Here is a 24,266-nt window from a genome sequence, read left to right on the forward strand (position 1 = left end):
CCATAAGGAGAGACCCGATGACCGACAAGCTGATCATTTTCGACACCACCTTGCGCGATGGCGAGCAGTCGCCCGGCGCGTCCATGACCAAGGACGAGAAGCTGCGCATCGCCCGCCAGCTCGAACGGCTGAAGGTGGATGTGATCGAGGCCGGCTTTGCGGCCAGCTCGAACGGTGACTTCGACTGCGTGCAGGCGATTGCCAACACCATCAAGGATTCGACCGTGTGCTCGCTGGCGCGGGCCAATGACCGCGACATCGCGCGGGCTGCCGAGGCGCTCAAGGGCGCCCAGCGTGCGCGCATCCACACCTTCATTGCGACCAGCCCGTTGCACATGGAGAAGAAGCTGCGCATGACGCCCGACCAGGTGTTCGAGCAGGCCAAGCAGTCGGTGCGTTTTGCCCGCAACCTCGTGGACGACATCGAGTTCAGTCCGGAAGACGGCTACCGCAGCGATGTGGACTTCCTCTGCCGCGTGCTCGAAGCCGTGATCAACGAAGGCGCGACCACACTGAACATTCCGGACACCGTGGGTTATGCGATTCCCGAGTTGTACGGCAACTTCATCCAGACGCTGCGCGAGCGCATCCCCAATTCCGACAAGGCCATCTGGTCGGTGCATTGCCACAACGACCTGGGCATGGCGGTGGCCAATTCGCTGGCCGGCGTGAAGATTGGCGGCGCACGCCAGGTGGAATGCACCATCAACGGCCTGGGCGAACGCGCCGGCAACTGCTCGCTGGAAGAGGTGGTGATGGCCATCAAGACCCGCCGAGACTACTTCAACCTCGACGTGGGCATTGACACGTCGCAGATCGTGCCCGCCAGCCGCATGGTCAGCCAGACAACGGGCTTCGTGGTGCAGCCGAACAAGGCTGTGGTCGGCGCGAACGCCTTCGCGCACGCTTCGGGCATCCACCAGGATGGCGTGCTCAAGGCACGTGACACCTACGAGATCATGCGCGCCGAGGACGTGGGCTGGAGTGCCAACAAAATCGTGCTGGGCAAGCTCAGCGGCCGCAATGCCTTCAAGCAGCGCCTGCAGGATCTGGGCATCGAGATGGAGTCGGAAAGCGAGATCAACACCGCGTTCGCCAAGTTCAAGGAGCTGGCCGACCGCAAGGCCGAGATCTTCGACGAGGACATCCTGGCTTTGTGCAGCGACGAGAGCGTCACCGCTGAGCGGGAGCAGTACGGCCTGGTTTCGCTGGCCCAACACAGCGAAACCGGCGAGCGACCGCATGCGGTCGTGGTCTTCACCGATGGGGGGCAGGAACTGCGTGGCGAAGCGGATGGCAACGGACCCGTCGATGCATCGCTCAAGGCGATCGAAAGCCATGTCCAGAGTGGGGCCGAGTTGGTGCTGTATTCGGTCAATGCCATCACCAGTGGCTCGACCGAAAGCCAGGGCGAGGTGACCGTGCGCCTGCAGCACAGCGGTCGGGTGGTCAACGGCGTGGGGGCCGACCCGGACATCGTGGTGGCGTCCGCCAAGGCTTACCTGAGCGCGCTCAACAAGCTGCAGAGCAAAGCCGAGCGCGTCGCCGCGCAAGGGTAGGGCCTTTTAAATCAAGAACTTGCAACGATTTCCATCGCCAGGACGCGCTTCGAAACCAAAAGTAGCACTTGTTCCGGTGGCTAATGAAGAAATCCATACAAGTTTTTGATATTGCTGATTTTTTCCGGTGTGTCTATACTCCACTTCAGCGCATTTTTGGTTGGTTGGAGTGGGGTATGTTTTTTCGCATCGCACGGATTCGTCGGGTCTTGGGAATCGGCGCGGGCCTGATGCTCGCGTTGGCGCTTTCAGCGCCGGTGGTGGGTGAGGCGGCAACCAAAGCGAAGAAGCCGGTCGCCACTGCCAAGAAGAAAGACACCCGGAAAAGCACCGCTGTAGCCAAGTCGTCCAAAGGCAAGACTGCGGTCGCGAAAAAGCGATCACGTGACGACCGTGTCGCATCCAGGTCTTCGCGCAAAAAAGTCACGCTGGCCAAAAATGGCCGCAAGCAGGCCGTGACGACGGCAGTGGCAGCTTCGAGCATGGTACGCGTCGCGGCCGAACCCCGGTCGTCGGTGGGGCAGCGTTTGGGCCTGCGGGGCAGTGACGATCCGCTGGACCTCAATTCCAGCGTGGCCCTGGTGATCGATCAGGACACCAACGAAGTGCTGTTCAGCAAGAACGATGCGGCGGTGTTGCCGATTGCGTCGCTGACCAAGCTGATGACAGGCCTGGTGATTGCCGAGGCCAACCTGCCGATGGATGAGCAGGTCACGATCACGTCGGAAGATGTGGATGTCTACAAGGGCAGCAGTTCGCGGCTGACGGTGGGTTCCACGCTCACGCGCGGCGAGTTGCTGCACCTGGCCCTGATGTCCAGCGAAAACCGGGCAGCGCATGCTCTGGGGCGGACCTATCCGGGCGGGCTGCAGCAGTTTGTGCGGCAGATGAATGCCAAGGCACGGGAATTGGGTATGTTCGACACCCGTTACGTCGAACCCACCGGGCTGCTCAGCCAGAACCAGTCCAGTGCCCGCGATCTGGCGATTCTCGTGTCCGTGGCCTATCAACGGCCCCTGCTGCGCGATTTGTCCACGTCGCCAAGCCATCTGGTCGATCTGGGCAGTCGCACGCTGCAGTACAACAATTCCAACCGCCTGATCCGCAGCCCTGAATGGGATATCGGCTTGCAGAAGACGGGCTACATCTCCGAGGCAGGACGCTGCCTGGTCATGCAGGCCAAGATTGCCGGGCGTCAGCTCATCATGGTGTTTCTCGATGCTGCGGGCACGCTGGCCAGGGTGCAGGACGCCGAGCGCGTGCGCCGCTGGGTGGAGGCTCAGGGCAACCTGCAACTGCATGCTGTCCGGCCGCAGGGGTGAGGTGGTGTGATACGGCATGACCCGCCGCCGACCATAAAAAATAGCCTCCGCAGGAGGCTATTTTTTATGGTCGGCTCATGGGGCAAGACCGTGGGCGATCACCGCAGGCTGTGCTGAGGCAGGTCCACCGGGCAGCCCAGCGCGGCAGAAATTTCATGGGCGGTGGCTCGCAATTTGGGCACCCAGCCTTCATCGATGCGGTCGGCCGGTGCCGAGATCGACAGTCCGGCGACCAGCTTGTTCTGATCGTCGTAGATGCCTGCCGCCATGCAGCGCACGCCCAGCTCCAGCTCCTCGTTGTCGCGGGCCAGACCCGCCTGCCGGCACTGTTGCAACTCGCGTTCCAGCAGCGGCAACTGGGTGATGCTGTTGCGGGTGTTGCCCGCGAGGCCGGTGCGCGTGGCATAGGCCCGAACGCGCGTGGACTCTTCGGCCGCCAGGAACAGCTTGCCGGTGGAGGTCAGGTGCAGGGGCGCACGGCCGCCGATGGCGCGCACCACCTGCATGCCTGAACGTTCGCTGTAGGCCCGCTCCACATAAACGATTTCGTCGCCCTGGCGCACACTGAGGTTCACCGGCTGCTGGATCTGACGGTGCAGTTCGCGCATCGGGAGCAGCGCCGCGTCGCGGACATTCAGCCGGGCCTTCACGAGGTTGCCCAATTCGAGCAGACGCATTCCCAGGCGGTAGCTGCCTGCTTCAGGCCTGTCGACGAAACGGCCAATGGTGAGATCGTTGAGGATGCGATGGGCAGTGGAGGGGTGCAGACCCGTCTTTTCGCTGATTTCCTTGAGCGACACAGGCTCTTCGCGCGAGGCCAGCACTTCCAGCAGGTGGAACATGCGTTCGATGACCTGGACGGTGGGCGTGGAAGGCAGGGTATCGGATCGTTTGGTCATGACAGAGCAGGCCTGAACAGGCGTTTACTCTATTTTACCTAATGAAATGCCGTTTCCTGTCGCGAGGGCGTGGCTGGCGGAAACGGTGTATGTGTTTCACCCTTGAACCCAGTGGCCGTCGATCAGCAGCTCATGGGGTTGAAAGCGCTCCTTGTAGCGCATCTTGTCGCTTTGTCCGATCCAGTAGCCCAGGTAGACGTGGGGCAGTTTGAGCGAGCGGGCCTGTTCGATCTGCCAGAGCACGCTGTAGGTGCCGTAGCTGGCTTTGTCATCGGGCTCGTAGAAGGTGTAGACGGCCGAAATGCCCTGGTTGAGCACATCGACGATGGACACCATCTTGAGCCGGGGAGGCTCGCCGGCGGGGCCCGGCTTGTAGAACTCCACCAGCCGCGAATTCACCCGGCTTTGCAGCAGGAACTGGGTGTACTGATCGATGCTGTCGTGGTCCATGCCACCGCCGGCATGGCGGCTGTTCTGGTAGCGCAGGTAGAGCTGGTAGTGTTCGGGGACGAAACACAACTTGAGCACCCGGGTCTGCAAGGCGGCATGCTGTCGCAGGCAACGCCGCTGGGTCCGGTTGGGTTCAAAACGGGCCACAGGGATGCGCAGCGGCACACAGGCATGGCAGCCGTCGCAATAGGGCCGGTAGGTGAACATGCCGCTGCGGCGGAAGCCATGGCTCACCAGGTCCGAGTAGGCGTCGTTGTGAATGAGGTGACTGGGGGTCGCCACCTGCGAGCGGGCCTGGTGGCCGGGCAGGTAACTGCAGGGGTAGGGCGCAGTCGCATAGAACTGCAGCGCCTGGAGCGGAAGTTCCTTGGGGTGCGTCACGCCTGCGGGTCGGTGTCGGTAAAAAGGTGATTCCAGTATACGGGGTCGAACCGCCAGGCGGGGGACGGATGTTGCAGTGCCTGACGCAGGTGGCGGCAGAATTCGGCGCGCGGCATGGTGGCCGCCCCCATGGAGGCGAGATGCGGGGTTTCCTGCTGGCAGTCGATGAGGGGCAGGTGGTGGTGGCGTGCGAAAGCCACCAGGGCGGCGAGGGCAAGCTTTGACGCGTCGTTGCGCCGGCTGAACATGGATTCGCCGTACACCATGGCGCCCAGGTTGATGCAATAGAGCCCGCCAGCCAGATCTCCGTCGATCCAGGCTTCCACGCTGTGGGCCGAGCCTGCCTGGTGCAGCTCGCTGTATGCCTGGACCATGGCCGGAAGAATCCAGGTGCCGTCCTGCCCACGGCGGGGCGTGTGTGCGCAATTGCGGATGACCCGTTCGAAATCGTGATCGAAGCGGATTTCCAGTCGCGCGTCACGCAACAGGCTGCTGAGCGTTTTGCGCAGGGAGCGGTGCAGACGAAACCGCGCCGGATCCAGCACCATGCGCGGGTCGGTACTCCACCAGAGGATGGGCTGACCGGCGCTGTACCAGGGGAAGATGCCCCGCGAATACGCGCCCACCAGGGTCGGTACGTCCAGCACACCACCGGCGGCCAACAGGCCGGGGGCTGGCTCCGTAGGCCCCCAGGCTTCTTCCACCGGTGGAAATGCCTCGCCCGGTTCCAGCCAGGGCAGTGGATGAATGTCCTGCAGCCGGGTCATGCAGGCAAGGCAGGGCGTGGCCCGTATCGGTAGGCACCCATCACCGCGACAACCCCGACGGCGTCGGCGATCCAGTCCAGAACGTCGCCATGGCGCCAGCCCGTGGCCGCCTGAGCGCATTCGATCAGCACACCGAACGCCAGCAGTCCCACCGTCAGGCGGGAGGCTCGGGAAGGGTAGGCCAGCAGGCCCAGAACGCTGAGGATGGCAAAGCCCAGCGCGTGTTGGGCTTTGTCCCACCAGTCGAACCATTGCGGCGGCAACTGGTCGACCGGGGTGACGGACAACGCGAACACGGTGCCCGTCGCCAGCCAGAAGGCCAGTTGCCACAGGGGCGTACGGGGATGAAACCAGGAGGCAGTAGGGCGCATGCTCAGGTTGAGAGTGGGGCTGAGCCATGGCAGGCACAGGCTTCGCCGTGCGCGGCAGCCACCAGTTCGTCCAGAATGCCGCAATTGCCATCGGGATGGCGGCCATCGCAGCGGGACTGCAGCCTCAGCAACTGCTTTTCCAGGGCGTGCATGCTCTGGAGCCGGGCGCGCACGCGGGCCAGTTGTTCCCCGATGAGGTCGTCGACCCCGTCGCAGTGGCCACCGGGGTCGTCCACAAAGCCCAGCAGGCGGGCAATCTCGGCCAACGGCATGTCGAGAGCCCGGCAATGGCGCACGAACGACAGCCGCTCCAGGTGGTGCGCTTCGTATTCGCGGTAGCCGTTGTCGCGCCGCGCGGGTGCCGGCAGCAAGCCCTGCTTTTCGTAGTAGCGGATGGTCTCCACGTCCACGCCCGTGGCGGCGGCCAGTTGTTTGATCTGCATGTCAGTACCTCGACAGGTTTGACACTGTAGCCGCTCCAAGGTTTCCAATGGGCGTCTTCCCGACCATTTTTGCGGTGCTGCTGTTGCGACCCTTGCCCTTCCTTGCCCGTTGCTGCGCGCTCCTGCTCGCTGGCTGCTGGCTGGCTGCTGGCTGGCCTGGGTGCTGGGCGCCGGGCTTGGCGCGCTGGAGCCCCAGTCGACCACGCTTGAGCATTCGACAGTGCTCGATGCCGACGCGGTCGTGCACCTGGTTGCCAGCCTCCCGTCCGATATGGCCGCGCAGGCTTGCGAAACAGGCTGTCACGCGCATTGCTGCCAAAGCCTGTGGGCCGAGCCGTTCAGACTCGGCGTCCCCGACGCTCGCCATCGGGTGCCCATGTTCGAGGGCATCTGCTTGTCTGGCGCACCCGCCAGGCGGCCCGAGAGGCCCGACTGGTTGCTGACCATCTGAGCAGAGAGCCACGGCTGCGGCGTGGTGTCGCTGCAAAAGCGGTGCGGTGTGCACGCGGGTGCCCGCACACGGTGCAACCCTTCCTGGGTTGCTGAAACGAACCGATGGATGGCAGGGTTTTCAATGGCTCTTTTGGCTTGGTGGCGGCGGCCATCGCGCGCCCGTTGGTGTCTGGTGGTCGCCGCGCTGGCGGGACTGGACCAGATCAGCAAGGCGTTTTTTGCAGACTGGATCCCGCTTTACGGTGTGGTCGAAGTCACGCCCTTTTTCAATCTCGTGCACACCTTGAATGAGGGGGCTGCGTTTTCGTTTCTCGCCGATGCGGGCGGCTGGCAGCGGCTGTTCCTGATCGTGGTGAGCGTGGCAGTGATCGTGCCGGTCACCCTGGTGAGTCTGGCGGCATCCACTTCACCGATGGAGCGCAAGCTCGGGGCGCTGGTCGTTGCTGGTGGCCTTGGCAACCTGGTGGACCGGGTGCAGACCGGCGCAGTGGTCGACTTCCTCGACTTTCATGTCCAAGGCTGGCATTGGCCGGGATTCAACCTGGCCGATGTGTTCATCGTCTGCGCGGCCATGGTCTGGGTGATCTTGGCATGGCGCCCGGCGACACGGTTGCGTGACCACGCACCCGTGTCACCCGTTTCCGGAGACCGCTCATGAAGGCACCCTGGCTGTGGTTGCTGGCAGCGTGCGCGATGGCGGTATGCGCCACGGCGGGCGCCTTGTTTCTGGGGGAGGTCATGGGCATGACCCCGTGTTCGTTGTGCTGGTACCAGCGCATCTTCATGTTTCCCCTGGCCATCGTATTGCCCATGGCCTGTTACGCCGGTGATCGCCGCGGTGCCGTCTATGCCCTGCCGCTTGCAGCAGGGGGCACGCTCGCGGCGATCTATCACACCCTGCTGCTCGCCGGCATCGTGCCCAAAGCCTGGGTACCGTGCGGTGCCGGTGCCTCCTGTGCCGACCAGCGCCTTCTGATTCTCGGAGGGGTTCCCATCCCCTGGCTGTCTCTGGCCGCTTTCCTCGTCATTCTGGGCTCGCTGGCCCTCTATTTGAAAAAGACCTCACCATGAACACTCGCAAACTCATTGTGCTGGGCCTGGTGGCTCTGGTGCTGCTGGCCTTCGCGCTTGGCACCCAGGTCTATCAGCGCCAGACACAACAGGCCCAGGCCGACAAGGTGGCTCAGGAGACGGAGCGGCTGGTGCGCATGCATGCACCTGTGCTCGGGCCGCAGAACGCACCGGTGACCATCGTGGAATTTTTCGACCCGGCCTGCGAAACCTGCCGCGCGTTTTATCCACTGGTCAAAGAGCTCCTGCAACGCTATCCCGATGACGTGCGCCTGGTGATTCGCTACGCCCCTTTGCATCAGGGTTCGGATCAGGTGGTGCGCCTGCTCGAAGCCGCGAAACGACAGGGCCGGTACTGGCCGGTCTTGGAGGCGGTGCTGGCCGCGCAGCCCCTGTGGGCCGATCATGGGCAGCCCAATGTGGAGCTGGCGTTTGAAGCCGCTGCCCAGACCGGTCTGCTGGACATGGCGCGGGTGCGGGCCGATGCAGGCAGTGAGGCGGTGACTGCCATCCTGCAGCAGGACATCGCCGACCTCACCACTCTGGGTGTCAACAAGACGCCCACCTTTTTTGTGAACGGACGTCCGTTGTCGACCTTCGGTGCAGACCCCTTGACGGCGCTCGTGGCGGAAGAAGTTGCAAAGAATCGGACTGGGCTTGAAAAAGGCAAAAAAATGTCGCTATAATCGTGATCTGTTCCCTGATAGCTCAGTCGGTAGAGCGACGGACTGTTAATCCGCAGGTCCCTGGTTCGAGTCCAGGTCGGGGAGCCAGAACATTGCTGACAAGCAAAATTGAAAAGCCCTTGGTTTGAGAAAGCCGAGGGCTTTTTTCTTGCTGGTGTCGCGGTATGGCTGGAGGGGCGCCCGCTCTGTTGTTATCTTGTCCCGATATGACATCGACTTCAGCCCCTTCTTCCACGCCGGCACCAGCACCGGCTTCCATCTGGTTCACCCCACCCGATCCGGTCGCGCTCAATGCGCGGGGCCGGGGCACCGCGAATGAGCATGTGGGTGTCGAAGTGGTGGAGGTTGGTCCCGACTACCTCAAAGGGCGCCTGCCGGTGGATGGGCGTACCCGGCAGCCGGCCGGGGTGTTGCATGGTGGCATGTCTGTGGTGCTGGCTGAAACCTTGGCGTCCTGGGGAGCAGCCTGTACCGTGGACCCGCAGCGCTTTCATTGTGTGGGGCAGGAGATCAATGCCAACCACGTGCGTGCGGCTCAGCGCGGCTGGGTCTACGGCACCGCGAGACCCTTGCACATCGGTCGCACCAGCCAAATCTGGGAAGTGCACATCCATGACGAAGCAGGGCGCCTGGTCTGTGTTTCCCGGATGACTGCAGCTGTGCTCGCCACGGCGTCGCGCTATCAGCAGGTGTCAGCAACGCCATCGACTGGCGACTGAGGCTGGTCGGCCGGATTCAGGCCCCGCGCGCGGCGACGCCCAGCAACTGGTGCAGGCGGGAGCTGGAGGTGGTGTATTCAAGATGCACCGGCTTGCCCGGGAACACCAGGGGCACGGCTCCGTATGCGGCCATGACGCATTCGTGGAAGCCGGAGACGATGAGCTTTTTCTTGCCCGGGTAGGTGACGACATCGCCCACGGCAAAAATGCCGGGCGCGCTGGTCGCCAAGGTGGCCGTGTCCACGACGACCTGTTTGCGCTCCAGTGCCAGGCCCCACTCGGCGATCGGCCCCAGTCGCGGCGACAGACCCAGGAAGGCGAGGATGCGGTCGACCGGCAGTGGGGTCTGCGAGCCGTTGGGCTCCAGCACCTGCAGGGTCGTGAGCCGGTCGCCTTCGGTGCCGATGCCTGCCGGCTGGCCGATGACCAGGTGCAGACGGCCCGCCTGACAGGCGTCGCGCATGGCCTGCACGCGCTCGGGTTCGGCCTGGAAGACGTCGCGCCGGTGCATGAGCGACACGCTGGCGGCCTGGCCGCCGGTGCTCAGTGTCAAGGCGGCCGCCAGGGCCTCGTCGCTGTCCCCGGCGACCAGCACGTGCTGACCGGTCACCACCGGCAGCGTGGCCGGGTGGTAGAGCAGTTGCGTGCCCTCAAAGCGGTCCATGCCGTCAACTTTGAGCGGTCGCGGCTCGAACGCGCCCACCCCCGCAGCGATGAACACCGTGGGGGTCAGGAAGCGGGTGCCTCTGTTCGTGGCGACGAGCCAGCGACCATCGGCCTGCGGTTCGACCTGGCGGACCGTCTGGCCCAGATGAAAGCGGGGGGTGAAAGGCTTGAGCTGCAGCAGCAGCCCCTCGGTCAGTGACCCACCGGTACATACCGGCACGGCCGGGATGTCGTAGATGGGTTTGTCCGGGTACAGCGCGACGGGCTGGCCGCCGGGCTGGGGCAGGGCGTCGACGATGTGGCAGGCGATTTCGAGCAGGCCGAGCTGGAAAGCCTGGAACAGGCCCACCGGGCCGGCGCCGATGATGACGGCATCGGTCTCGATCGGGTCGGTTGCGGCGGCGCCCGCGGCGTTCATCGGCGCGGCAGTGCGCTCAGCGGATCAGCTCGGAGAGCTTGCCGGTGCGGTCCTTCCACGCCTCGTGGTCGGGCAGCGGGTCTTTGCGCTTGGTGATGCTCTTCCAGTTGGGCAGTTTGGCCAGCTCGGCGTTGAGCTCGGTCATGTGCACCTGATCCTTGGGCAGATCTTCCTCGGCGTAGATGGCGCTGACCGGGCATTCCGGGATGCAGACGGCGCAGTCGATGCATTCGTCGGGGTCGATCGTCAGGAAGTTCGGGCCTTCGCGGAAGCAATCCACCGGGCAGACATCGACACAGTCGGTGTATTTGCAGCGGATGCAGGCTTCGGTGACAACGTGGGTCATGGTGCTGGGGACGTGCTGATTTCGGGGAAACCGTGGATTTTAGGCCGGAGCGAGGGTAGGCCTTCTGCAAAGGCCTTGTCTTGATCCAAGTTAAGCGGGAGCGGGGCTCAGAGCACCATCAGGGCGCCGGCGGTCTTGTGGCTGGCGGTGTCGACCAGCACCAGAGCGCCCAGGGCGCGCGACTGGTTGTAGGGCAGGGTCACCAGGGCCTCCTGCAGCGCCAGCTCGATGTGGCCGATGGCGTTGGGCTCCAGCTGTGTGGCGTCCTGCTCTGCCAGGGTGTGGATGTCCAGCTTGTGCACGATGCGCTGCACCTTGGCCTTGACCCAGCGGTGGCCGTGCAGCGCCCAGTACACGCGGCCCGGCACCAGGGGCTCGTCGTCCAGCCAGGCGACGGTGGCGCGCAACTGCCGGCTGGCTTCGGGCAGACTGCCGTCGCCGGAGGCGTCCGCCAGCAGCCAGTCGCCGCGCGAGACGTCGACTTCGCGGTCGAGCACGATGCCGGCGCTGTGGCTGGCCGCCACATCGCCCGGCTGGCGCACATGGTCGAGCACCTGGGCGATCACCGCGGTCTGGTTGCCGGGCAGCACGCGCACCGCCTGGCCGGGCTGGGCGCCGCCGGTGGCCACGCGGCCCCAGAAGATCCGCCGGCCCTGGCTCGTGTCGGCCGAGCTGCTGAATTTTTCCACCCACTGCACCGGGAGGCTGAACGGGAGGCCGGTGTCGGGCCGGGTGACGGGCAGGTGCTCCAGGAAGTCGAGCAGCGTCGGCCCCTGGTAGCCGCACCAGCCGGCGTCGGCCGCCGCGTCGACCACGTTCCAGCCCTTGAGCGCCGAGACCGGCACGGTGGCGGCCACAGCGATGCCGGCGTCGCGGGCGAAGGTGGCCAGCGCGTCGGCGATGTGGCGGTAGGCCAGGGCGCTGTCGGCCACGGCGTCGAGCTTGTTGATGGCAAACACCACCGAGGGCACACGCAGCAGCTTGAGCAGCAGGCTGTGGCGGCGGGTCTGCGGTAGCAGTGCCAGGCCGGCGTCCTGCCAGGGCAGCTTGGTGGCGTCGACCAGCACCACGGCCGCATCGGCGCTGCTGGCGGCGGTGACCATGTTGCGGGTGTACTGCTCGTGGCCCGGCGCGTCGCCGATGATGAATTTGCGCGTTTCGGTGCTGAAGTAGCGGTAGGCCACGTCGATGGTGATGCCCTGCTCGCGCTCGGCCGAGAGGCCGTCGGTCAGCAGGGCCAGATCGGTCTCGCCCTGGCGCTGCACGCCGGCCAGGTGATCCTGCAGCACGGCCTTGCTGTCGACCAGCAGGCGCCCGATCAGGGTGCTCTTGCCATCATCGACCGAGCCGCAGGTGATGAGACGCAAGGCGGCGCGGGTGTCGACGGAGGTGGATTCAGAAACAGCGGTGTTCATGAGGCTATGTTCGAGAGCAGTGTCTTAAAAGCGGGGGCGCCGCGGGACCGGCTTCGCCGGGCCGCCAGCGCCGCCCCTTGAGGGGCTGAGCTGGCTACACGCAGTGAGTCAGCGATGGGGGTGGACTAGAAATACCCGTCCTTCTTGCGCTTTTCCATCGAGGCGTCGGAGGTCTTGTCGTCCATGCGGGTGGCGCCGCGTTCGCTGACTTCGGCGGCCAGGGTTTCGATGACGATGTCGTCCGGTGTGGCGGCCAGGCTGGCCACGGGGGCCGTGCAGGTGATGTCGCCCACGGTGCGGAAGCGCACGTCACGCACTTCCACGGTTTCGCCCTCGCGCGGCGGCGTGAGTTCGGTCACCGGCATGAGCAGACCACGGCGGTCCACCACGGGACGCTTGTGCGTGTAGTAAATGCTGGGCAGACCGATGTTTTCGCGCGCGATGTACTGCCACACGTCCAGCTCGGTCCAGTTGCTGATCGGGAAAACGCGGAAGTGTTCGCCCGGTTGCAGCCGGGTGTTGAACAGGGTCCACAGCTCCGGACGCTGGGCCTTGGGCTGCCACTGGCCAAAGCTGTCGCGGTGGCTGAAGATGCGCTCTTTCGCTCGGGCCTTCTCTTCGTCGCGGCGGGCGCCGCCGATGAGCGCGTCGAAGCGGAATTCTTCAATCGCTTCGAGCAGCGTGACCGACTGGTGCACATTGCGGCTTTCGCCGGGGTGCGACAGGCGCACCGTGCCGCGCTTCATGGAGTCTTCCACGCTGCGCACGATGAGTTCGGCGCCCAGTTCCTTGGCGCGCTGGTCGCGGAAATCGGTCACTTCGGGGAAGTTGTGCCCGGTGTCGATCATCAGCAGCGGGTAGGGAATGCGGCCGGCACCAAAGGCCTTTTCGGCGCACTTGAGCATGATCAGCGAGTCCTTGCCGCCCGAAAACAGCAGGGCGGGGCGTTCGAAGGCGCCAGCCACCTCGCGCAGGATGAAGATGGTTTCTTCTTCCAGGGCGTCCAGGTGGGTGTTGCTCAGGTGGTGTTCGGCGGTTTGCAGCACGGCGGTGTCGGTTCGGGCGTTCATGGCGGGGTCCGTCGTTTGGGTCAGTGGGCCAGGTGCAGGCCGCATTCGCGGTTGTCCTCGCCCTTGGTCGGGTCCACGTAATCGAAGTTGTTGGGCAGGCCGTGCTTCACGCAGTATTCGTGCAGGTCCTTGGACGACCAGTGCAGCAGCGGCGCCACTTTGATGAGGCCGTCGGGATTGATGCTCACGGGGTCCATCTGGGCGCGCACGGCGGTGTCGGTGGCGCGCAGGGCGGTGAACCAGACCTTGGGCGCCGTCTCGCGCAGGGCGCGGGCAAAGGGCTCCAGCTTCACTTCTTCGGTGAAGGCGGCATGGCGCGGGTCGTCGAGCGCCGGTGTCGGGCCGTCCACGGCCTCGCGGTGGGCGCGCGAGCGGCGCGGCAGGTAGATCTTGAGGTTCAGGCCGAGCTGGCGCGTGACGGCGTCGGCGAACTGGTAGGTCGCTTCGGTGTTGTAGCCGTTGTCCATCCACACCACGGGCACGTCGGGACGCACCTGGTTCACCATGTGCAGGATCACCGCCTCGAAGGGGCGGAAGTTGGTGGTGACGATGGCCGGCTGGCCCAGGCCGAGGGCCCAGGCCACCAGTCCGGGGGCGTTGCGGCCGAGGTCGGCGTTGACGGCGGCGAGGTCGATGGCGCTCATGCTGCGGTATCCGTTCAGGCGTTGGCGAAGTGCGGGCGGGTGTCGACGGCGTCGCCCTGGTAGAAGCCGTCGTAGTGCGCCAGCAGGCGGCGGCCGTGCTCGGCACTCTGGTCGGCGCGCAGCACGGCCTGGGTGAAGCCGCTGCGCTGCATCTGCACAAGCTGGTCGATCAGCACGTCGCCGGTGGCGCGGATCTGGCCGGCAAAACCGAGCCGGCGGCGCAGCAGGAAGGCCTGGCTGAAGGCGCGCCCGTCGGCGAACTTGGGGAATTGCAGTTCCACCACGTCGATGCCGTCGAGGCGCGCTTCGCGCGGGTCGGCGTCGTTGGCCAGCACCAGGCGGCGGCTGGCGTCTTCAGGGGGCACGAACTGGTCGGCCTGGAACAGCTGGAGGGGGGCTTGTGGGGCGCTCATGGGGGGTCTTCGGTCGGGGTCTGGCTCAGGCGGTGGCGGCGCGCGCGGTTTGGGTGCGCACGGCATTGGCGGCGGCCTTGAACGCGTCGAGGCCGGTACGCCGCACCGTGGCGGTGAAGGTTTCGCCGTCCTGGCGTTGCGCGCGGTAGGTGTCGAGCAGGGCTTCGATCACGTCGGGCATTTCGTCGGCCGCGAACGAGGGGCCGATGACCTTGCCGGGCGTGGCCGCGCCGGACAGCCGCGTGCCGTCGGAGCCACCGAGCGTGACCTGGTACCACTCCTGGCCATCCTTGTCGACACCCAGCACGCCGATGTGGCCGCTGTGGTGGTGGCCGCAGGAGTTGATGCAGCCGCTGATGTGCAGGTCGATCTCGCCCAGGTCGTGCAGCTCGTCCAGGTCTTGGTAGCGGCTGAGGATGGCCTGCGCGATCGGCAGAGAGCGGGCGTTGGCCAGATCGCAGAAGTCACCGCCCGGGCAGGCGATCAGGTCGGTCAGCAAGCCGATGTTGGGCCGTGCCAGGCCCAGGCGCCGTGCTTCGCGCCACAGCTCGGGCAACTGGTCGCAGCGCACCCAGGGCAGCACCAGGTTCTGTTCGTGGGTGATGCGGGCTTCGCCGGCCGAGAAGCGGTCGGCCAGTTCGGCGGCCCGGTCGAGCTGGTCGGCCGACGCGTCGCCCGCGGCCTGGCCGACGCGCTTGAAGGACAGCGTGACGGCGCGCAGGTCCGGGTTGCGGTGGCCCCGCACGTTGCGTTGCAGCCAGCGGCCGAATTCCAGATCGTCCTCGGCCGCGACGCGCAGGATGTGCGCGATCTTCTCGTCGGCGCTCTTGCGGTCGCAGGTCAGGGCCTGCGGTTCGGCGAAGAAGCCGGTCACCCGCGCCAGTTCGGCTTCGGTGATGGTGTGGGGGGCGCCGTCCTTGTCGAGGATGTCGACGAACTCGGCCTCCACCGCGTCGATGAAGGTCTGGCCTTCGGCCTTGACCAGGATCTTGATGCGCGCCTTGTAAGCGTTGTCGCGGCGGCCGAAGCGGTTGTAGACGCGCACCACGGCTTCGAGGTAGTTGAGGATCTGCGCCCAGGGCAGGAATTCGCGGATCACGGTGCCGACGATGGGGGTGCGGCCCATGCCGCCGCCCACGCGCACCTGAAAGCCCAGTTCGCCGTCCACGTTGCGCACCAGGCGCAGGCCGACGTCGTGCCAGGGCGTGGCGGCACGGTCTTCGGTGGCGCCGGTGATGGCGACCTTGAACTTGCGCGGCAGGAAGGCGAATTCAGGGTGCAGCGTGCTCCACTGGCGCAGGATTTCGGCGAAGGGGCGTGGGTCGGCCACTTCGTCGGGGGCGATGCCGGCGTAGGCATCGGTGGTGATGTTGCGGATGCAGTTGCCGCTGGTCTGGATGCCGTGCATGTTCACGGTGGCCAGCAGGTCCATCACGTCGGCCGCGCGGTCCAGCGGAATCCAGTTGTACTGGACGTTCTGGCGCGTGGTGAAGTGGGCGCAGCGGTCGGGCAGGGAGGGCACGTCCGACAGGGCAGCGTTGGCCTGGGAAATGTCGTTGTCTTCCTTGTGGTCGTACTCGCGGGCGATACGCGCCAGCACACGCAGCTGTGCGCTGTTGACTTCGCCATAAGGCACGGCCACACGCAGCATGGGCGCGAAGCGCTGGATGTACCAGCCGTTCTGCAGCCGCAGCGGCTTGAACTCGTCGCCGCCCAGGGTGCCGGCCTGGAAGCGCTCCAACTGGTCGCGGAACTGGGCCGCACGCTGGCGGACGAACTGTCGGTCGAAATCGGTGTACTGGTACATCGCGGGGCGGGTCGTGGGTCGTTGTGACGGAGAAAAGAAAGTGGTGCGGATCAGAGCGCCATCAGCTTGAAGCCGGCATAGGCCAGCAGTGCCGACAGCACGGCGCGCACCAGGCGTTCGGGGGTGTGGCGGATCAGGCGCGTGCCCAGCCAGATGCCGGGCAGCGAACCGGCGAGCAGTTGCGCCAGCAGCGGCCAGTCCACCGAGCCGAGGCTCGCGTGGCCCAGGCCGGCCACCAGGGTCAGCGGCACCGCGTAGGCGATGTCGGCGGCCACGATGCGGGGCAGGGGCAGCAGCGGATACAGCAGCAGGAGCACCGAGACACCGATGGCACCGGCGCCCACCGACGTCAGCGTGACCAGCGTGCCGATCACGGCGCCGAACAGCACTGGCAGGCTCCAGTGGCGGGCTTTGAAGGCCAAAGCCTCTTCACCGGCCGCCAGGGTGCGTGGCACCTGCTTGCCCCGGAAAGCTTTGTAGAGCATGGCGGCGGCGGTCAGCAGCAGCGCCATGCCCAGGGTGGCGGTCATCACCGTCTGCACGCCCGGATTGGCGGGGCCGACACGGTGCAGCACGAACAGCGTAAGCAGCGCCGCAGGCAGGCTGCCCGCGCACAGCTGCCCGACCACGCGCCAGGGCACCAGGCGCTGGCGAGCCAGGTTCACCGTGCCGCCGGCTTTGGTGACGGCGGCGAACAGCAGATCGGTGCCGACCGCGAGATAGGGCTTGACCCCGAAGAAGAAGATCAGGATCGGGGTCATCAGCGAGCCACCGCCCACCCCCGTCAGGCCCACGATGAGGCCAACGGCAAAACCGGCAAGGATGAGGGCGAATTCGGGCATGCCGGCACTGTAGTGAGGCAGGCTTATATGACAAACTATTTTTTGGTCATTCGAATATGTGTTTTTGGTAATAAGGGCGCGGACTACCGCTGAAGGCAGGCCTGGTTGTCGGGTCGATGCCGTGGACATCGCAGTCGCCGTAACATGCGCGCCATGCCTCCGGCGTGCATCTTTGTCAGCGTGATCGGGTTTTCCGATGTGGAACGCCACGCGCTCAATACCCTGTTCCGGCTCTCCCGCGACGGGGCGGTGGCTTACGCGCCCTGGGAGCCGCTGACCGCCCCCGGCGTGCCGGCCCCGACCGCTCAGGCGGACGTGCTGCTGATCGACGGAGCGTGCGCCGAGGCGGTGATGGCGCAGGCGCGCGCCTTGCCCGCGGGGCCGCGCCTGATCTGGGTTGGCCCGGGTGCGCCCGAGCAGGCCTGGCGCGTGCTGGATCGGCCGATCCGCTGGGCGGAACTGCTCGACGACCTCGATGCCGTCTACGCGGCCCGCCAGGCCGGCCTCGATGGGCTGGATCTTGACGTTTCGGCGCCGATGCCCCTGGACGTGCCCGAACCCACCCGGCGCCGCGCTTTGCTGGTGGGGTTGGCGCCGACCGAAAGCGCATTGCTGCACCAGCGCCTCGCGCTGCGCGACATCACCGAGGTGGACGAGGCCGGCAGCACGGAGGCGGCGCTGGATCTGATGGGGCGCCACGCCTACGTGTGCGGGGTGTTTGATCTGGACGACCCCCACTTCGATGGCTGGTCGCTGGCGCAGTGGTTTGCCCGGCGCCATCCGCACGCGCTCAATGTGGGGTTGAGCCAGCATGCCGGGCCGCTGGCCGGCTGGTGGCGGCGGCGGCGTGTCCGGCGCGACACGCGGCGCGTGGGCATCCATGCCCTGTTGCCCAAGCCGACGCCGGTCGCCGAACTCGGCGAGTGGCTGGGCAGGCTGTAGCCGCCTCAGGGACGGCAGAAGAAGCGGCTGTTCAGGCTTCGGCGGTGAGGGCGACGGGCTGGCGGCGCTCGGTTTTCCACGCAAAACGGGCCGGGTCGATGGCTCGGCGCAGATCGGGCGGCAGCGGATCGGGTTCCCTGCTGATCTGGCGAGCCAGGTCTTGTGCGCCCCAGTGCGACAGCGTGAGCCCGCGAGAGCCCAGCGCCGCAAACACATAGAGGCCAGGCAAGCGCGGCACTTGGTCCACGGTGAGGCGGCCGCGCCGGTGGCCGGCCTCGGCCATCAGCCGGCGCAGCGCTGGCACGTCGGGCACGGCGCCGATCAGGGGGACGCGGTCCAGCGAAGCGCAGCGCACGTCGACCCAGCCCAGCAGGCGGCCTTCGTCCAGGGCCTGGCGCAGTTGTGTGGCCGCCGGGCGGCACAGGGCATCCAGGCTTTCCGCATTGCGCCGATGGGCCTGCTCGCTGAGCGTGCGGGTTTCCATGCCGCGCTCGTAGGTGGAGCCCATGGCCCACACCGTGTCAGGCCAGGCCGGGGGCAGGCCGCTGTCCTGATAACGCGGCACGAACACACCGTTGTCGCGCTGGGGGCGTTCGGCCAGCGGTGGGCCTTCCAGTGGCCCCAGGCTCATTTGCCCCAGCACCGGGCGCAGGGGCAAGGGGGCGCCCGCCAAGGCGGGATCGGTGGCTTCGAGCAGCGCCAGGCTGCCCCAGGCGGCGGCGGCCACCGCCACCGGGGCGCTGACCAGCGTCTGGCCGTCTCGTGCCAGCGCCTGCCAGCCGGCTTCGGTGTGGCGGAGTCGGGCCACTGCACAGCCGCAGCGCAGCGACAGCCGGCCCGTGGCGGCGGCTTCGTTCAGCCAGGCCTGTACCAGCGCGGCGGGGCGCACCATGGCCGCCGGCCAGCGGCCCGGGTCGTGGCCCAGGTTGTCCACCTCGCACGGTTGCCAGCCAGCGCCGGGGCGAAGGCTGCGCGCCAGTTCGGCCCGCATGTCGTCCACGCCCAACGCCGACAGGCGCGACATGGGGGTGGGGGCGCGGGTCACGTGTGGGCTGAGCATGCCCACGGGCAGGGCCGATGCCCGTTGCGCCGGGCCATTTTCGGCATCGAGCAGGGTGACGGACCAGCCCCGCTGCACCAGCGCCAGCGCGGTGGCGGCGCCGGCCAGCCCGGCGCCGACAATCAGCGCATGCGACGGGGCCTCTGGCGGGGCAGACACGGTGTCGAAGGCTTCAGCCGTTGGCTGGCGGCGGCACGAAACCCGCGGCGGCATCGGCGCCTTCGCCGAAGAAATGTTTTTCCATCTGGCGCGCCAGGTACTGGCGGGCCCGGGCATCGGCCAGATTCAGGCGGTTTTCGTTGAGCAGCATGGTCTGGTGGCGCAGCCAGCTGGCCCAGGCTTCTTTGCTCACGCTGTCATAAATGCGCTTGCCCAGCTCGCCAGGGTAGGGGGGGAAGTCGAGGCCTTCGGCTTCCTTGCCGAGCTTGATGCATTGAACGGTGCGGGCCATGTGGGGTTCTCCAAAGATGTGAAACCGTATGAACGAAATGAATAAATATTCGTTCTGGTTTTGTCGGGAATGCGGCAATATCGGCCGCCCCTGCAGGTCAGGGGCCGGTGGCCGGGCGGCCAAGCCCTCCACTTTAGCGCCGAACGGTTGGTGAGCCGATGTGCGGGGTTGTTGCCCGCACGGTTTCTGACCTGGCGCAAAACCGGGTGGGGTACCGGGTTTCATACAATCCCCGATTGACTTTTTGCTTTTCTCGCGGCCTGGCAGCCCCATCTTTTGCCACCCGGGCTGTTTCTGTCCACCCCGGCCGTTCCTGTTGGCGGCCCCGAACCCTCGCAAGACCATGAGTGCATTCCTGGAAGAGCGCGTCCTCAGCGTTCACCACTGGACCGACCGCCTGTTCAGCTTCACCACCACGCGCGACACCGCGCTGCGTTTTTCCAACGGCCACTTCACCATGATTGGCCTCAAGGGCGAGAACGGCAAACCGCTGCTGCGTGCCTATTCCATCGCCAGCGCCAATTACGAAGAGCACCTGGAGTTCCTGAGCATCAAGGTGCCCGACGGCCCGCTGACCAGCCGCCTGCAACACATTCAGGTGGGCGACACCATCATCGTCGGCAAGAAGCCCACCGGCACGCTGCTGATCGACTACCTGCTGCCGGCCAAGCGCCTGTACCTGCTGGCCACGGGCACCGGTCTGGCGCCCTTCCTGTCGATCGTGCGCGATCCCGAGACCTACGAAAAATTCGAGCAGGTCGTGCTGGTGCACGGCGTGCGCGAGGTCAAGGAGCTGGCCTACCGCGACATGCTGGAAACCCAGCTCAAGCAGCACGAGTTCCTGGGCGAGATCGTGTCGCAGCAATTGATCTACTACCCCACGGTCACACGCGAACCCTTCGTGCACCAGGGCCGCATCCCCAACATCATCGAAAGCGGCCAGATCGCCAAGGACACCGGCCTGCCCGAACTGAACCCGGCCGAAGACCGCGTCATGATCTGCGGCAGCCCGGAAATGCTGCGCGACCTCAAGGCCCTGTGCGAGAAGCGCGGTTTTGCCGAAGGCAACACCACGCGCCCGGGGCAGTTCGTGATCGAGCGCGCGTTCGCCGACAGCTGAGGCCAGCCGGCCCACGCATCCGGGAGCGCTGGTGACGGCTGCCGGTGCAGCCTCCATCCGTTCCTTGTTTCCGCCAGCAGCGCAGGAACTCCAGGGCGCTTGCCGGGTCCACCGGGGCGCCTTGTTTCATTTTCAGGAGTTCGCCTTGAGCGACACGATTGCAGCCCCTTCGGCATCCCTTTTTTCGGTCGCTTATTGGTTCGACCGGCATCCCCGCCGTTTGCTGGCGCTCGTGGCTGTGGGCTGTGTGGGTCTGCTGGCTTTCGGCATGTATCTGCAGCATGTGGTGGGGCTGGAGCCTTGCCCCATGTGTATCGTGCAGCGCTATGCCCTGATTCTGGTGGCCATCGTTGCGGCCATCGCTTCGGCCTTTGCCGGTCGCCTGGGGCGCTCCGTCGGGGTGGTGGGCGTGGGCGTGCTGGCGGCCTTCGGGGCGTTTGTGGCCGCGCGCCAGAGCTTCCTGCAATGGAACCCACCGGAAATCATGGCCTGCGGCCGCGACTTCTACGGCATGATCGAATCGTTCCCGCTGCGCCGTGCCATCCCCATGATCTTCCGGGGCAGCGGCGACTGCGCAGCCATCGACTGGACCTTTCTCGGGCTGACCATCGCCAACTGGTCCTTCCTGTGCTTCAGCGCCATCGTGCTGGTGTCGATCGGCCTGCTGCTGCGCGGCCGGCAGCGCGCCTGATGCCACAGCATCCGCGGCCGCACGTTTGACACGCTGCGGCAAAGCCCCTAGAGTCGGCGCATGGCCTTCGTCGCACACACACTGGTTGCCCGCACCGAAGCCGCCCTCCTGGCGGCGGGTTTCGTGCTGCGCGCTCGCACCGTGGTCAGCGGCGGACTGCGCCAGCCGGCCGCAGATTCCCAAGCCCGGCGATAGCACTTCTCCTTCAAGCGCAACTCTCTATCGCCGGGCCAGAACCCGCGCGATGCCGTGCGGCTTTGCCGCCGCTGGCGCTTTTGGGAATTTGCCATGTCCACCTCCAAAACTGTGGAGCGCCTGCTCACGCGCTCTGACCACATCCGTCTGTCCCAGCTCGCTTCCGACGGTCTGGCCGACCTGCTGGCCGACGCCCAGGTGGTCGAACCCCCGTCGATCCCGGACGATGTGGTGACCATGTACAGCCAGATCCTGGTGGCCGACGGGCCGCAAGGCCAGCTCCAGAAGTTCACCCTGTGTTACCCCGAGGACGCTGAGCCGCCGCGCGGTTTCATTTCGGTGTGCTCGCCTTTCGGCAGCAGCCTGCTCGGGCTGCGGGTTGGCCAGGCTGCGCACTGGCTGACGCCGGGCGGGGATGCGCGGACGGTGTGGGTTCGCTCCATCCTGTTCCAGCCCGAAGCCACCGGCGATTACGCCCTCTGAGCGCGGAGGGCATCGCATGGACTTTCCGAACAACGACCCCGCGGGGGCCGATGGGGCATTGCCACGCCGTGTGCTGGTTCTGACGGACCTGTCGCTGGAGGCCGAAGCCGTGCTTGAACAGGCTGCGGCCCAGGCGCAGCGGCGCGGCGCCACGTTGACGGTGGCGCTGTGCCTATGGCAGCGGCCCGCGCGGTCGATGGACCTGCAGGCGCGGCTTCAACAGCGTGCGCGCCGGCTGGGGCGCCTCTGCGGGCAGGCGGTGACCGTGGCCGAAGGCGTGATCCGTGACGCAGCTTCTTTCGCGGCGGCCACGCAGGGGTATGACCTGGTCTTTCTCGCGCGGTACTGGCTGCTGCGCGACTGGTCGCATTGGCGCCTGCGGTGGCTGAAGCAGGCTTTGCTGCGCAGCTCGGCGCCGCTTTGGCTGGTGGGCCCGGTGCCGACGCGAACGGTGTCGCGTGTGCTGGTCGCGACCGCACCCGATGCGGGCGCCCGACACCTGGTGGCTTGTACGGAACAGTGGGTGCCGCAAGCGCCGGTCACGATCCTGCACGCGGTCACCTACCCGCATGGGAGCCTCCGCACCGAACGCGAGCACCCGGCGCTGGGCGACTTCCACGTGAACCGCCTGCGCGTCGAGAACGTCATGGCCTTGGAAAAGGCGGCGTATCCCGATGGGCAACCTGCGCGCGGCGTGCGCTACGCGCTGCCGTTCGGCCAGGCCGAGGCGCAGATCCGCAGGGCGGTGGAGATCGAAGCATCGCAGTTGCTGGTGCTCGGCCGCCGGCCTCCGTCGCGGCGCCCGTTCGCGCCGAACCGCTGGTTGGGGTGGGCGCTGCTGGCGGATTGCACCTGCGACGTGCTGGTGGTGCCGCTGGCGTCGGGCGCAGAAGCGCCCTGGTGGCGCAGACCCTGGCTCACCCGGTTCTGGCCGACCCTGAACAAGGAGCCGTCATGGAGCTGACTCGCGATTTCATCAAGGCCAAACAACCCTGCGCTTCGGGGTTTCGCTGGCTGTTGCGCACCCATGCCGAAGGCGGGGATTACCAGCCCCTGCTCGATGCGCTGGTGCGCGACGGGCGTGTGGGTGACGCGCTCTGGCTGCTGGACCAGTTCGGGTCCACCGATGCGGTGCTGCGGCTGCGTTCGCTGTCGGCCGATGCCCTGGTGTTTGCCGGCACGGTGCAGGTGGATGGCTCCGTCGAGGTGGACGGCGTGCTGCGCGCGGGTCGCTCCATCGTGGTGGCCGGTGGCATCCGGGTCGGTGGTGACCTCATCGCGGGCGAAGACCTCAAGGCCGGGGGTGCCATCCGCTGCCAGGGGCGTTTGCAAACCGGTGGCGACATCCGCACCCAGGCGGCTCTGGAAGTGGGCGGCGCATTGTCTTGCGAAGGCACGCTGCGTTGCGCCTGGCACCTGCAATGCGGAGGCCCGCTCGCCATCGCCGGGGAAGCGCGCGTGGGCGACGATCTGCTGGCCGGCGCCGACGTTCGGGCCGATGCTTCGCTGCACGTCAAGGGCCTCTTGCAGGCACACGGCAGCGTGCGCGTGGCCCAGGGGCTGCTGGGCGACAGCGACATCCGCTGCGCCGGTCATCTGGACGCAGGGTGGGGCATCCGCGCCCGAGGTGCCCTGCAGGCCGGGGGCGCCATCCGTGCGGGCGAAAGCCTGGCAGCGGGCGACGGCATCGTCGTGGGCGAGGGCTATGGCGTGTACGCCGGGCTGGTGGTACCCCGCGAAAGCTGGACCCACAGCGCCCGCGTGGAAACGCCGGAATGCCCGCACCAGCTCATGAGCGGGTGCTGGATCGACCCGCAGGCCGACCTTGCCGACAGGGCGCAGGCGCCCGCAAACGCCGCGGAGTGGCCATGAGTACGGCCGCGCTTTCCCTGTGGGGCGCGTTCGAGCGACATCCCCCACTCAATTGGGGGACTCGCTGGCGCGAACTGATCACCGAGTTGCGGGTGGACGTGTTGCTGCCCGAACTTGAGCTGCAACAGGAACTGCAGCGGCTGAACGGACGGTGGTCGCGGCTGCAACCGCCGCCCGAACCCCTGGCCAGCCTGCACCTGCCGGGGCGTGGCCTGGAAGTGCAAGCGCGCACCGCCGATGGCGAGCACTTTCTCTATGTGATCGACCGTTTGACCCGCCAGGTCGTGGCCTACGTCACCTTCAGCCGTCTGGTGGAAATCCACCGCCGTGCCGACCCGCACTTGCGCGCGCCGCACACCAAGGTCATGCCGGCGTGGCGGCGCCAGGGCATTGCCAGCGCCGTCTACCGCTGGTGGCTCGACAGCGGGCGTTCGGCCATCACGGGCGCCCGCCAGTCACCCGCAGCGCGCGCGCTGTGGCTCTCGATGGCACGGCATTACCCATTGGCCTATGTGCGTATCGACCACAAGCGCCTGTACCCGATCGAAGCACCGGCCGACGCCGCCGCCCTGAGCGCGCTCAACGTGCGCGCGGTGCTGCTGGGGCGGGGGTGTGAGCTGGCGGATTTTGCGGAAGGCTGCCTGTGAGAAGATGTTTCCCCAAGGGAGGTACGACCAGCCGGCATTGAAGGGCGGCGGGGCCTCTTGCGT

At 66.6% G+C, this 24,266-nt stretch carries 30 protein-coding genes and 1 tRNA gene; 16 read left to right on the forward strand and 15 right to left on the reverse strand.

What is annotated here, in order from left to right:
• The first annotated feature begins 17 nt into the window (after positions 1-17).
• On the forward strand, positions 18-1,559 hold the full coding sequence (locus tag QQK43_RS03815) for a 2-isopropylmalate synthase (RefSeq protein WP_234265886.1): 1,542 nt from the start codon (positions 18-20) through the stop codon (positions 1,557-1,559).
• 176 nt (positions 1,560-1,735) lie between these two features.
• A complete protein-coding gene (locus tag QQK43_RS03820; RefSeq protein WP_234265885.1) occupies positions 1,736-2,881 on the forward strand; it encodes a serine hydrolase in 1,146 nt (381 codons plus the stop codon).
• 98 nt (positions 2,882-2,979) lie between these two features.
• Here the strand turns inward: QQK43_RS03820 and QQK43_RS03825 are convergent, their stop codons facing one another.
• The 5 genes from QQK43_RS03825 to QQK43_RS03845 form a co-directional block, all read right to left on the reverse strand.
• Complete coding sequence (locus QQK43_RS03825; RefSeq protein WP_234265884.1) at positions 2,980-3,780, reverse strand: IclR family transcriptional regulator; 801 nt, start codon at positions 3,778-3,780, stop codon at positions 2,980-2,982.
• A 96-nt stretch (positions 3,781-3,876) separates the two neighbouring features.
• Positions 3,877-4,611 carry an arginyltransferase gene (locus tag QQK43_RS03830; protein WP_284306750.1) on the reverse strand — a complete coding sequence of 245 codons (735 nt, stop codon included), beginning with the start codon at positions 4,609-4,611 and terminating at the stop codon, positions 3,877-3,879.
• Positions 4,608-5,378 carry a leucyl/phenylalanyl-tRNA--protein transferase gene (gene aat, locus QQK43_RS03835; protein ID WP_284306751.1) on the reverse strand — a complete coding sequence of 257 codons (771 nt, stop codon included), beginning with the start codon at positions 5,376-5,378 and terminating at the stop codon, positions 4,608-4,610. Before aat ends, QQK43_RS03830 begins: the two co-directional genes overlap by 4 nt.
• Positions 5,375-5,749 carry a VanZ family protein gene (locus tag QQK43_RS03840; RefSeq protein WP_284306752.1) on the reverse strand — a complete coding sequence of 125 codons (375 nt, stop codon included), beginning with the start codon at positions 5,747-5,749 and terminating at the stop codon, positions 5,375-5,377. Before QQK43_RS03840 ends, aat begins: the two co-directional genes overlap by 4 nt.
• A gap of 2 nt (positions 5,750-5,751) precedes the next feature.
• A complete protein-coding gene (locus tag QQK43_RS03845) occupies positions 5,752-6,192 on the reverse strand; it encodes a Cd(II)/Pb(II)-responsive transcriptional regulator (RefSeq protein WP_284306753.1) in 441 nt (146 codons plus the stop codon).
• Between the two features lie 109 nt (positions 6,193-6,301).
• Here QQK43_RS03845 and QQK43_RS03850 point away from each other — a divergent pair, with 109 nt between their 5' ends.
• From QQK43_RS03850 to QQK43_RS03875, 6 genes are all read left to right on the forward strand, one after another.
• Entirely contained in the window at positions 6,302-6,643 is a 342-nt protein-coding gene (locus tag QQK43_RS03850) for a hypothetical protein (RefSeq protein ID WP_284306754.1), read from the forward strand.
• A gap of 108 nt (positions 6,644-6,751) precedes the next feature.
• On the forward strand, positions 6,752-7,303 hold the full coding sequence (gene lspA, locus QQK43_RS03855; protein ID WP_284306755.1) for a signal peptidase II: 552 nt from the start codon (positions 6,752-6,754) through the stop codon (positions 7,301-7,303).
• Positions 7,300-7,716, forward strand: a complete 417-nt coding sequence (locus tag QQK43_RS03860) for a disulfide bond formation protein B (RefSeq protein ID WP_284306756.1) — start codon at positions 7,300-7,302, stop codon at positions 7,714-7,716. Before lspA ends, QQK43_RS03860 begins: the two co-directional genes overlap by 4 nt.
• Entirely contained in the window at positions 7,713-8,402 is a 690-nt protein-coding gene (locus QQK43_RS03865; protein ID WP_284306757.1) for a DsbA family protein, read from the forward strand. Before QQK43_RS03860 ends, QQK43_RS03865 begins: the two co-directional genes overlap by 4 nt.
• Before the next feature lie 11 nt (positions 8,403-8,413).
• Positions 8,414-8,489: transfer RNA gene (locus tag QQK43_RS03870), tRNA-Asn, on the forward strand.
• A gap of 236 nt (positions 8,490-8,725) precedes the next feature.
• Positions 8,726-9,121, forward strand: coding sequence for a PaaI family thioesterase (locus QQK43_RS03875; RefSeq protein ID WP_284306758.1), 396 nt, complete (start codon positions 8,726-8,728; stop codon positions 9,119-9,121).
• Between the two features lie 16 nt (positions 9,122-9,137).
• Here QQK43_RS03875 and QQK43_RS03880 read toward each other — a convergent pair whose 3' ends face one another.
• The 8 genes from QQK43_RS03880 to QQK43_RS03915 all read right to left on the reverse strand — a co-directional run bounded on the left by QQK43_RS03880 (position 9,138) and on the right by QQK43_RS03915 (position 16,742).
• Positions 9,138-10,205: an NAD(P)/FAD-dependent oxidoreductase gene (locus QQK43_RS03880; RefSeq protein ID WP_284306759.1), complete on the reverse strand. Its 1,068-nt coding sequence runs from the start codon at positions 10,203-10,205 to the stop codon at positions 9,138-9,140.
• 16 nt (positions 10,206-10,221) lie between these two features.
• A complete protein-coding gene (gene fdxA / locus QQK43_RS03885; RefSeq protein ID WP_234265873.1) occupies positions 10,222-10,551 on the reverse strand; it encodes a ferredoxin FdxA in 330 nt (109 codons plus the stop codon).
• 107 nt (positions 10,552-10,658) lie between these two features.
• Positions 10,659-11,966: a sulfate adenylyltransferase subunit 1 gene (locus QQK43_RS03890; RefSeq protein WP_284306760.1), complete on the reverse strand. Its 1,308-nt coding sequence runs from the start codon at positions 11,964-11,966 to the stop codon at positions 10,659-10,661.
• A gap of 125 nt (positions 11,967-12,091) precedes the next feature.
• Positions 12,092-13,036, reverse strand: a complete 945-nt coding sequence (gene cysD / locus QQK43_RS03895; protein WP_284306761.1) for a sulfate adenylyltransferase subunit CysD — start codon at positions 13,034-13,036, stop codon at positions 12,092-12,094.
• 20 nt (positions 13,037-13,056) lie between these two features.
• Complete coding sequence (locus QQK43_RS03900; protein WP_284306762.1) at positions 13,057-13,680, reverse strand: phosphoadenosine phosphosulfate reductase domain-containing protein; 624 nt, start codon at positions 13,678-13,680, stop codon at positions 13,057-13,059.
• 14 nt (positions 13,681-13,694) lie between these two features.
• Positions 13,695-14,093 (reverse strand): DUF934 domain-containing protein, encoded by a 399-nt coding sequence (locus QQK43_RS03905; RefSeq protein WP_284306763.1) that lies wholly within the window; start codon positions 14,091-14,093, stop codon positions 13,695-13,697.
• A gap of 25 nt (positions 14,094-14,118) precedes the next feature.
• Positions 14,119-15,900, reverse strand: a complete 1,782-nt coding sequence (locus QQK43_RS03910; protein ID WP_284306764.1) for a nitrite/sulfite reductase — start codon at positions 15,898-15,900, stop codon at positions 14,119-14,121.
• A 50-nt stretch (positions 15,901-15,950) separates the two neighbouring features.
• A complete protein-coding gene (locus tag QQK43_RS03915; RefSeq protein ID WP_284306765.1) occupies positions 15,951-16,742 on the reverse strand; it encodes a sulfite exporter TauE/SafE family protein in 792 nt (263 codons plus the stop codon).
• Between the two features lie 144 nt (positions 16,743-16,886).
• On the opposite strand from QQK43_RS03915, the gene QQK43_RS03920 reads away from it, so the two are divergent.
• On the forward strand, positions 16,887-17,684 hold the full coding sequence (locus QQK43_RS03920) for a hypothetical protein (RefSeq protein WP_284306766.1): 798 nt from the start codon (positions 16,887-16,889) through the stop codon (positions 17,682-17,684).
• Between the two features lie 31 nt (positions 17,685-17,715).
• On the opposite strand, the gene QQK43_RS03925 is transcribed toward QQK43_RS03920, so the two are convergent.
• Complete coding sequence (locus tag QQK43_RS03925; protein ID WP_284306767.1) at positions 17,716-18,903, reverse strand: FAD-dependent oxidoreductase; 1,188 nt, start codon at positions 18,901-18,903, stop codon at positions 17,716-17,718.
• A 13-nt stretch (positions 18,904-18,916) separates the two neighbouring features.
• On the reverse strand, positions 18,917-19,195 hold the full coding sequence (locus QQK43_RS03930; protein WP_284306768.1) for an oxidative damage protection protein: 279 nt from the start codon (positions 19,193-19,195) through the stop codon (positions 18,917-18,919).
• 343 nt (positions 19,196-19,538) lie between these two features.
• On the opposite strand from QQK43_RS03930, the gene QQK43_RS03935 reads away from it, so the two are divergent.
• From QQK43_RS03935 to QQK43_RS03965, 7 genes are all read left to right on the forward strand, one after another.
• On the forward strand, positions 19,539-20,315 hold the full coding sequence (locus QQK43_RS03935) for a ferredoxin--NADP reductase (protein ID WP_234265863.1): 777 nt from the start codon (positions 19,539-19,541) through the stop codon (positions 20,313-20,315).
• A gap of 145 nt (positions 20,316-20,460) precedes the next feature.
• On the forward strand, positions 20,461-21,006 hold the full coding sequence (locus QQK43_RS03940) for a disulfide bond formation protein B (protein ID WP_284306769.1): 546 nt from the start codon (positions 20,461-20,463) through the stop codon (positions 21,004-21,006).
• A 60-nt stretch (positions 21,007-21,066) separates the two neighbouring features.
• On the forward strand, positions 21,067-21,201 hold the full coding sequence (locus QQK43_RS03945; protein ID WP_267966469.1) for a hypothetical protein: 135 nt from the start codon (positions 21,067-21,069) through the stop codon (positions 21,199-21,201).
• A 93-nt stretch (positions 21,202-21,294) separates the two neighbouring features.
• The gene (locus QQK43_RS03950; RefSeq protein WP_284306770.1) at positions 21,295-21,684 is read left to right on the forward strand and encodes a GreA/GreB family elongation factor; all 390 of its coding nucleotides are present in this window, start codon (positions 21,295-21,297) and stop codon (positions 21,682-21,684) included.
• Positions 21,685-21,700: 16 nt separating this feature from the next.
• Positions 21,701-22,648 (forward strand): universal stress protein, encoded by a 948-nt coding sequence (locus tag QQK43_RS03955; RefSeq protein WP_284306771.1) that lies wholly within the window; start codon positions 21,701-21,703, stop codon positions 22,646-22,648.
• Positions 22,639-23,556 carry a hypothetical protein gene (locus QQK43_RS03960; RefSeq protein WP_284306772.1) on the forward strand — a complete coding sequence of 306 codons (918 nt, stop codon included), beginning with the start codon at positions 22,639-22,641 and terminating at the stop codon, positions 23,554-23,556. The genes QQK43_RS03955 and QQK43_RS03960 overlap by 10 nt, the downstream gene beginning before the upstream one ends.
• Entirely contained in the window at positions 23,553-24,203 is a 651-nt protein-coding gene (locus QQK43_RS03965; RefSeq protein ID WP_284306773.1) for a hypothetical protein, read from the forward strand. Before QQK43_RS03960 ends, QQK43_RS03965 begins: the two co-directional genes overlap by 4 nt.
• The last annotated feature ends 63 nt before the right edge of the window (positions 24,204-24,266 follow it).

It is taken from the genome of Hydrogenophaga electricum, from assembly GCF_030160815.1.
GTDB classification, from domain to species: domain Bacteria; phylum Pseudomonadota; class Gammaproteobacteria; order Burkholderiales; family Burkholderiaceae_C; genus Hydrogenophaga; species Hydrogenophaga electricum.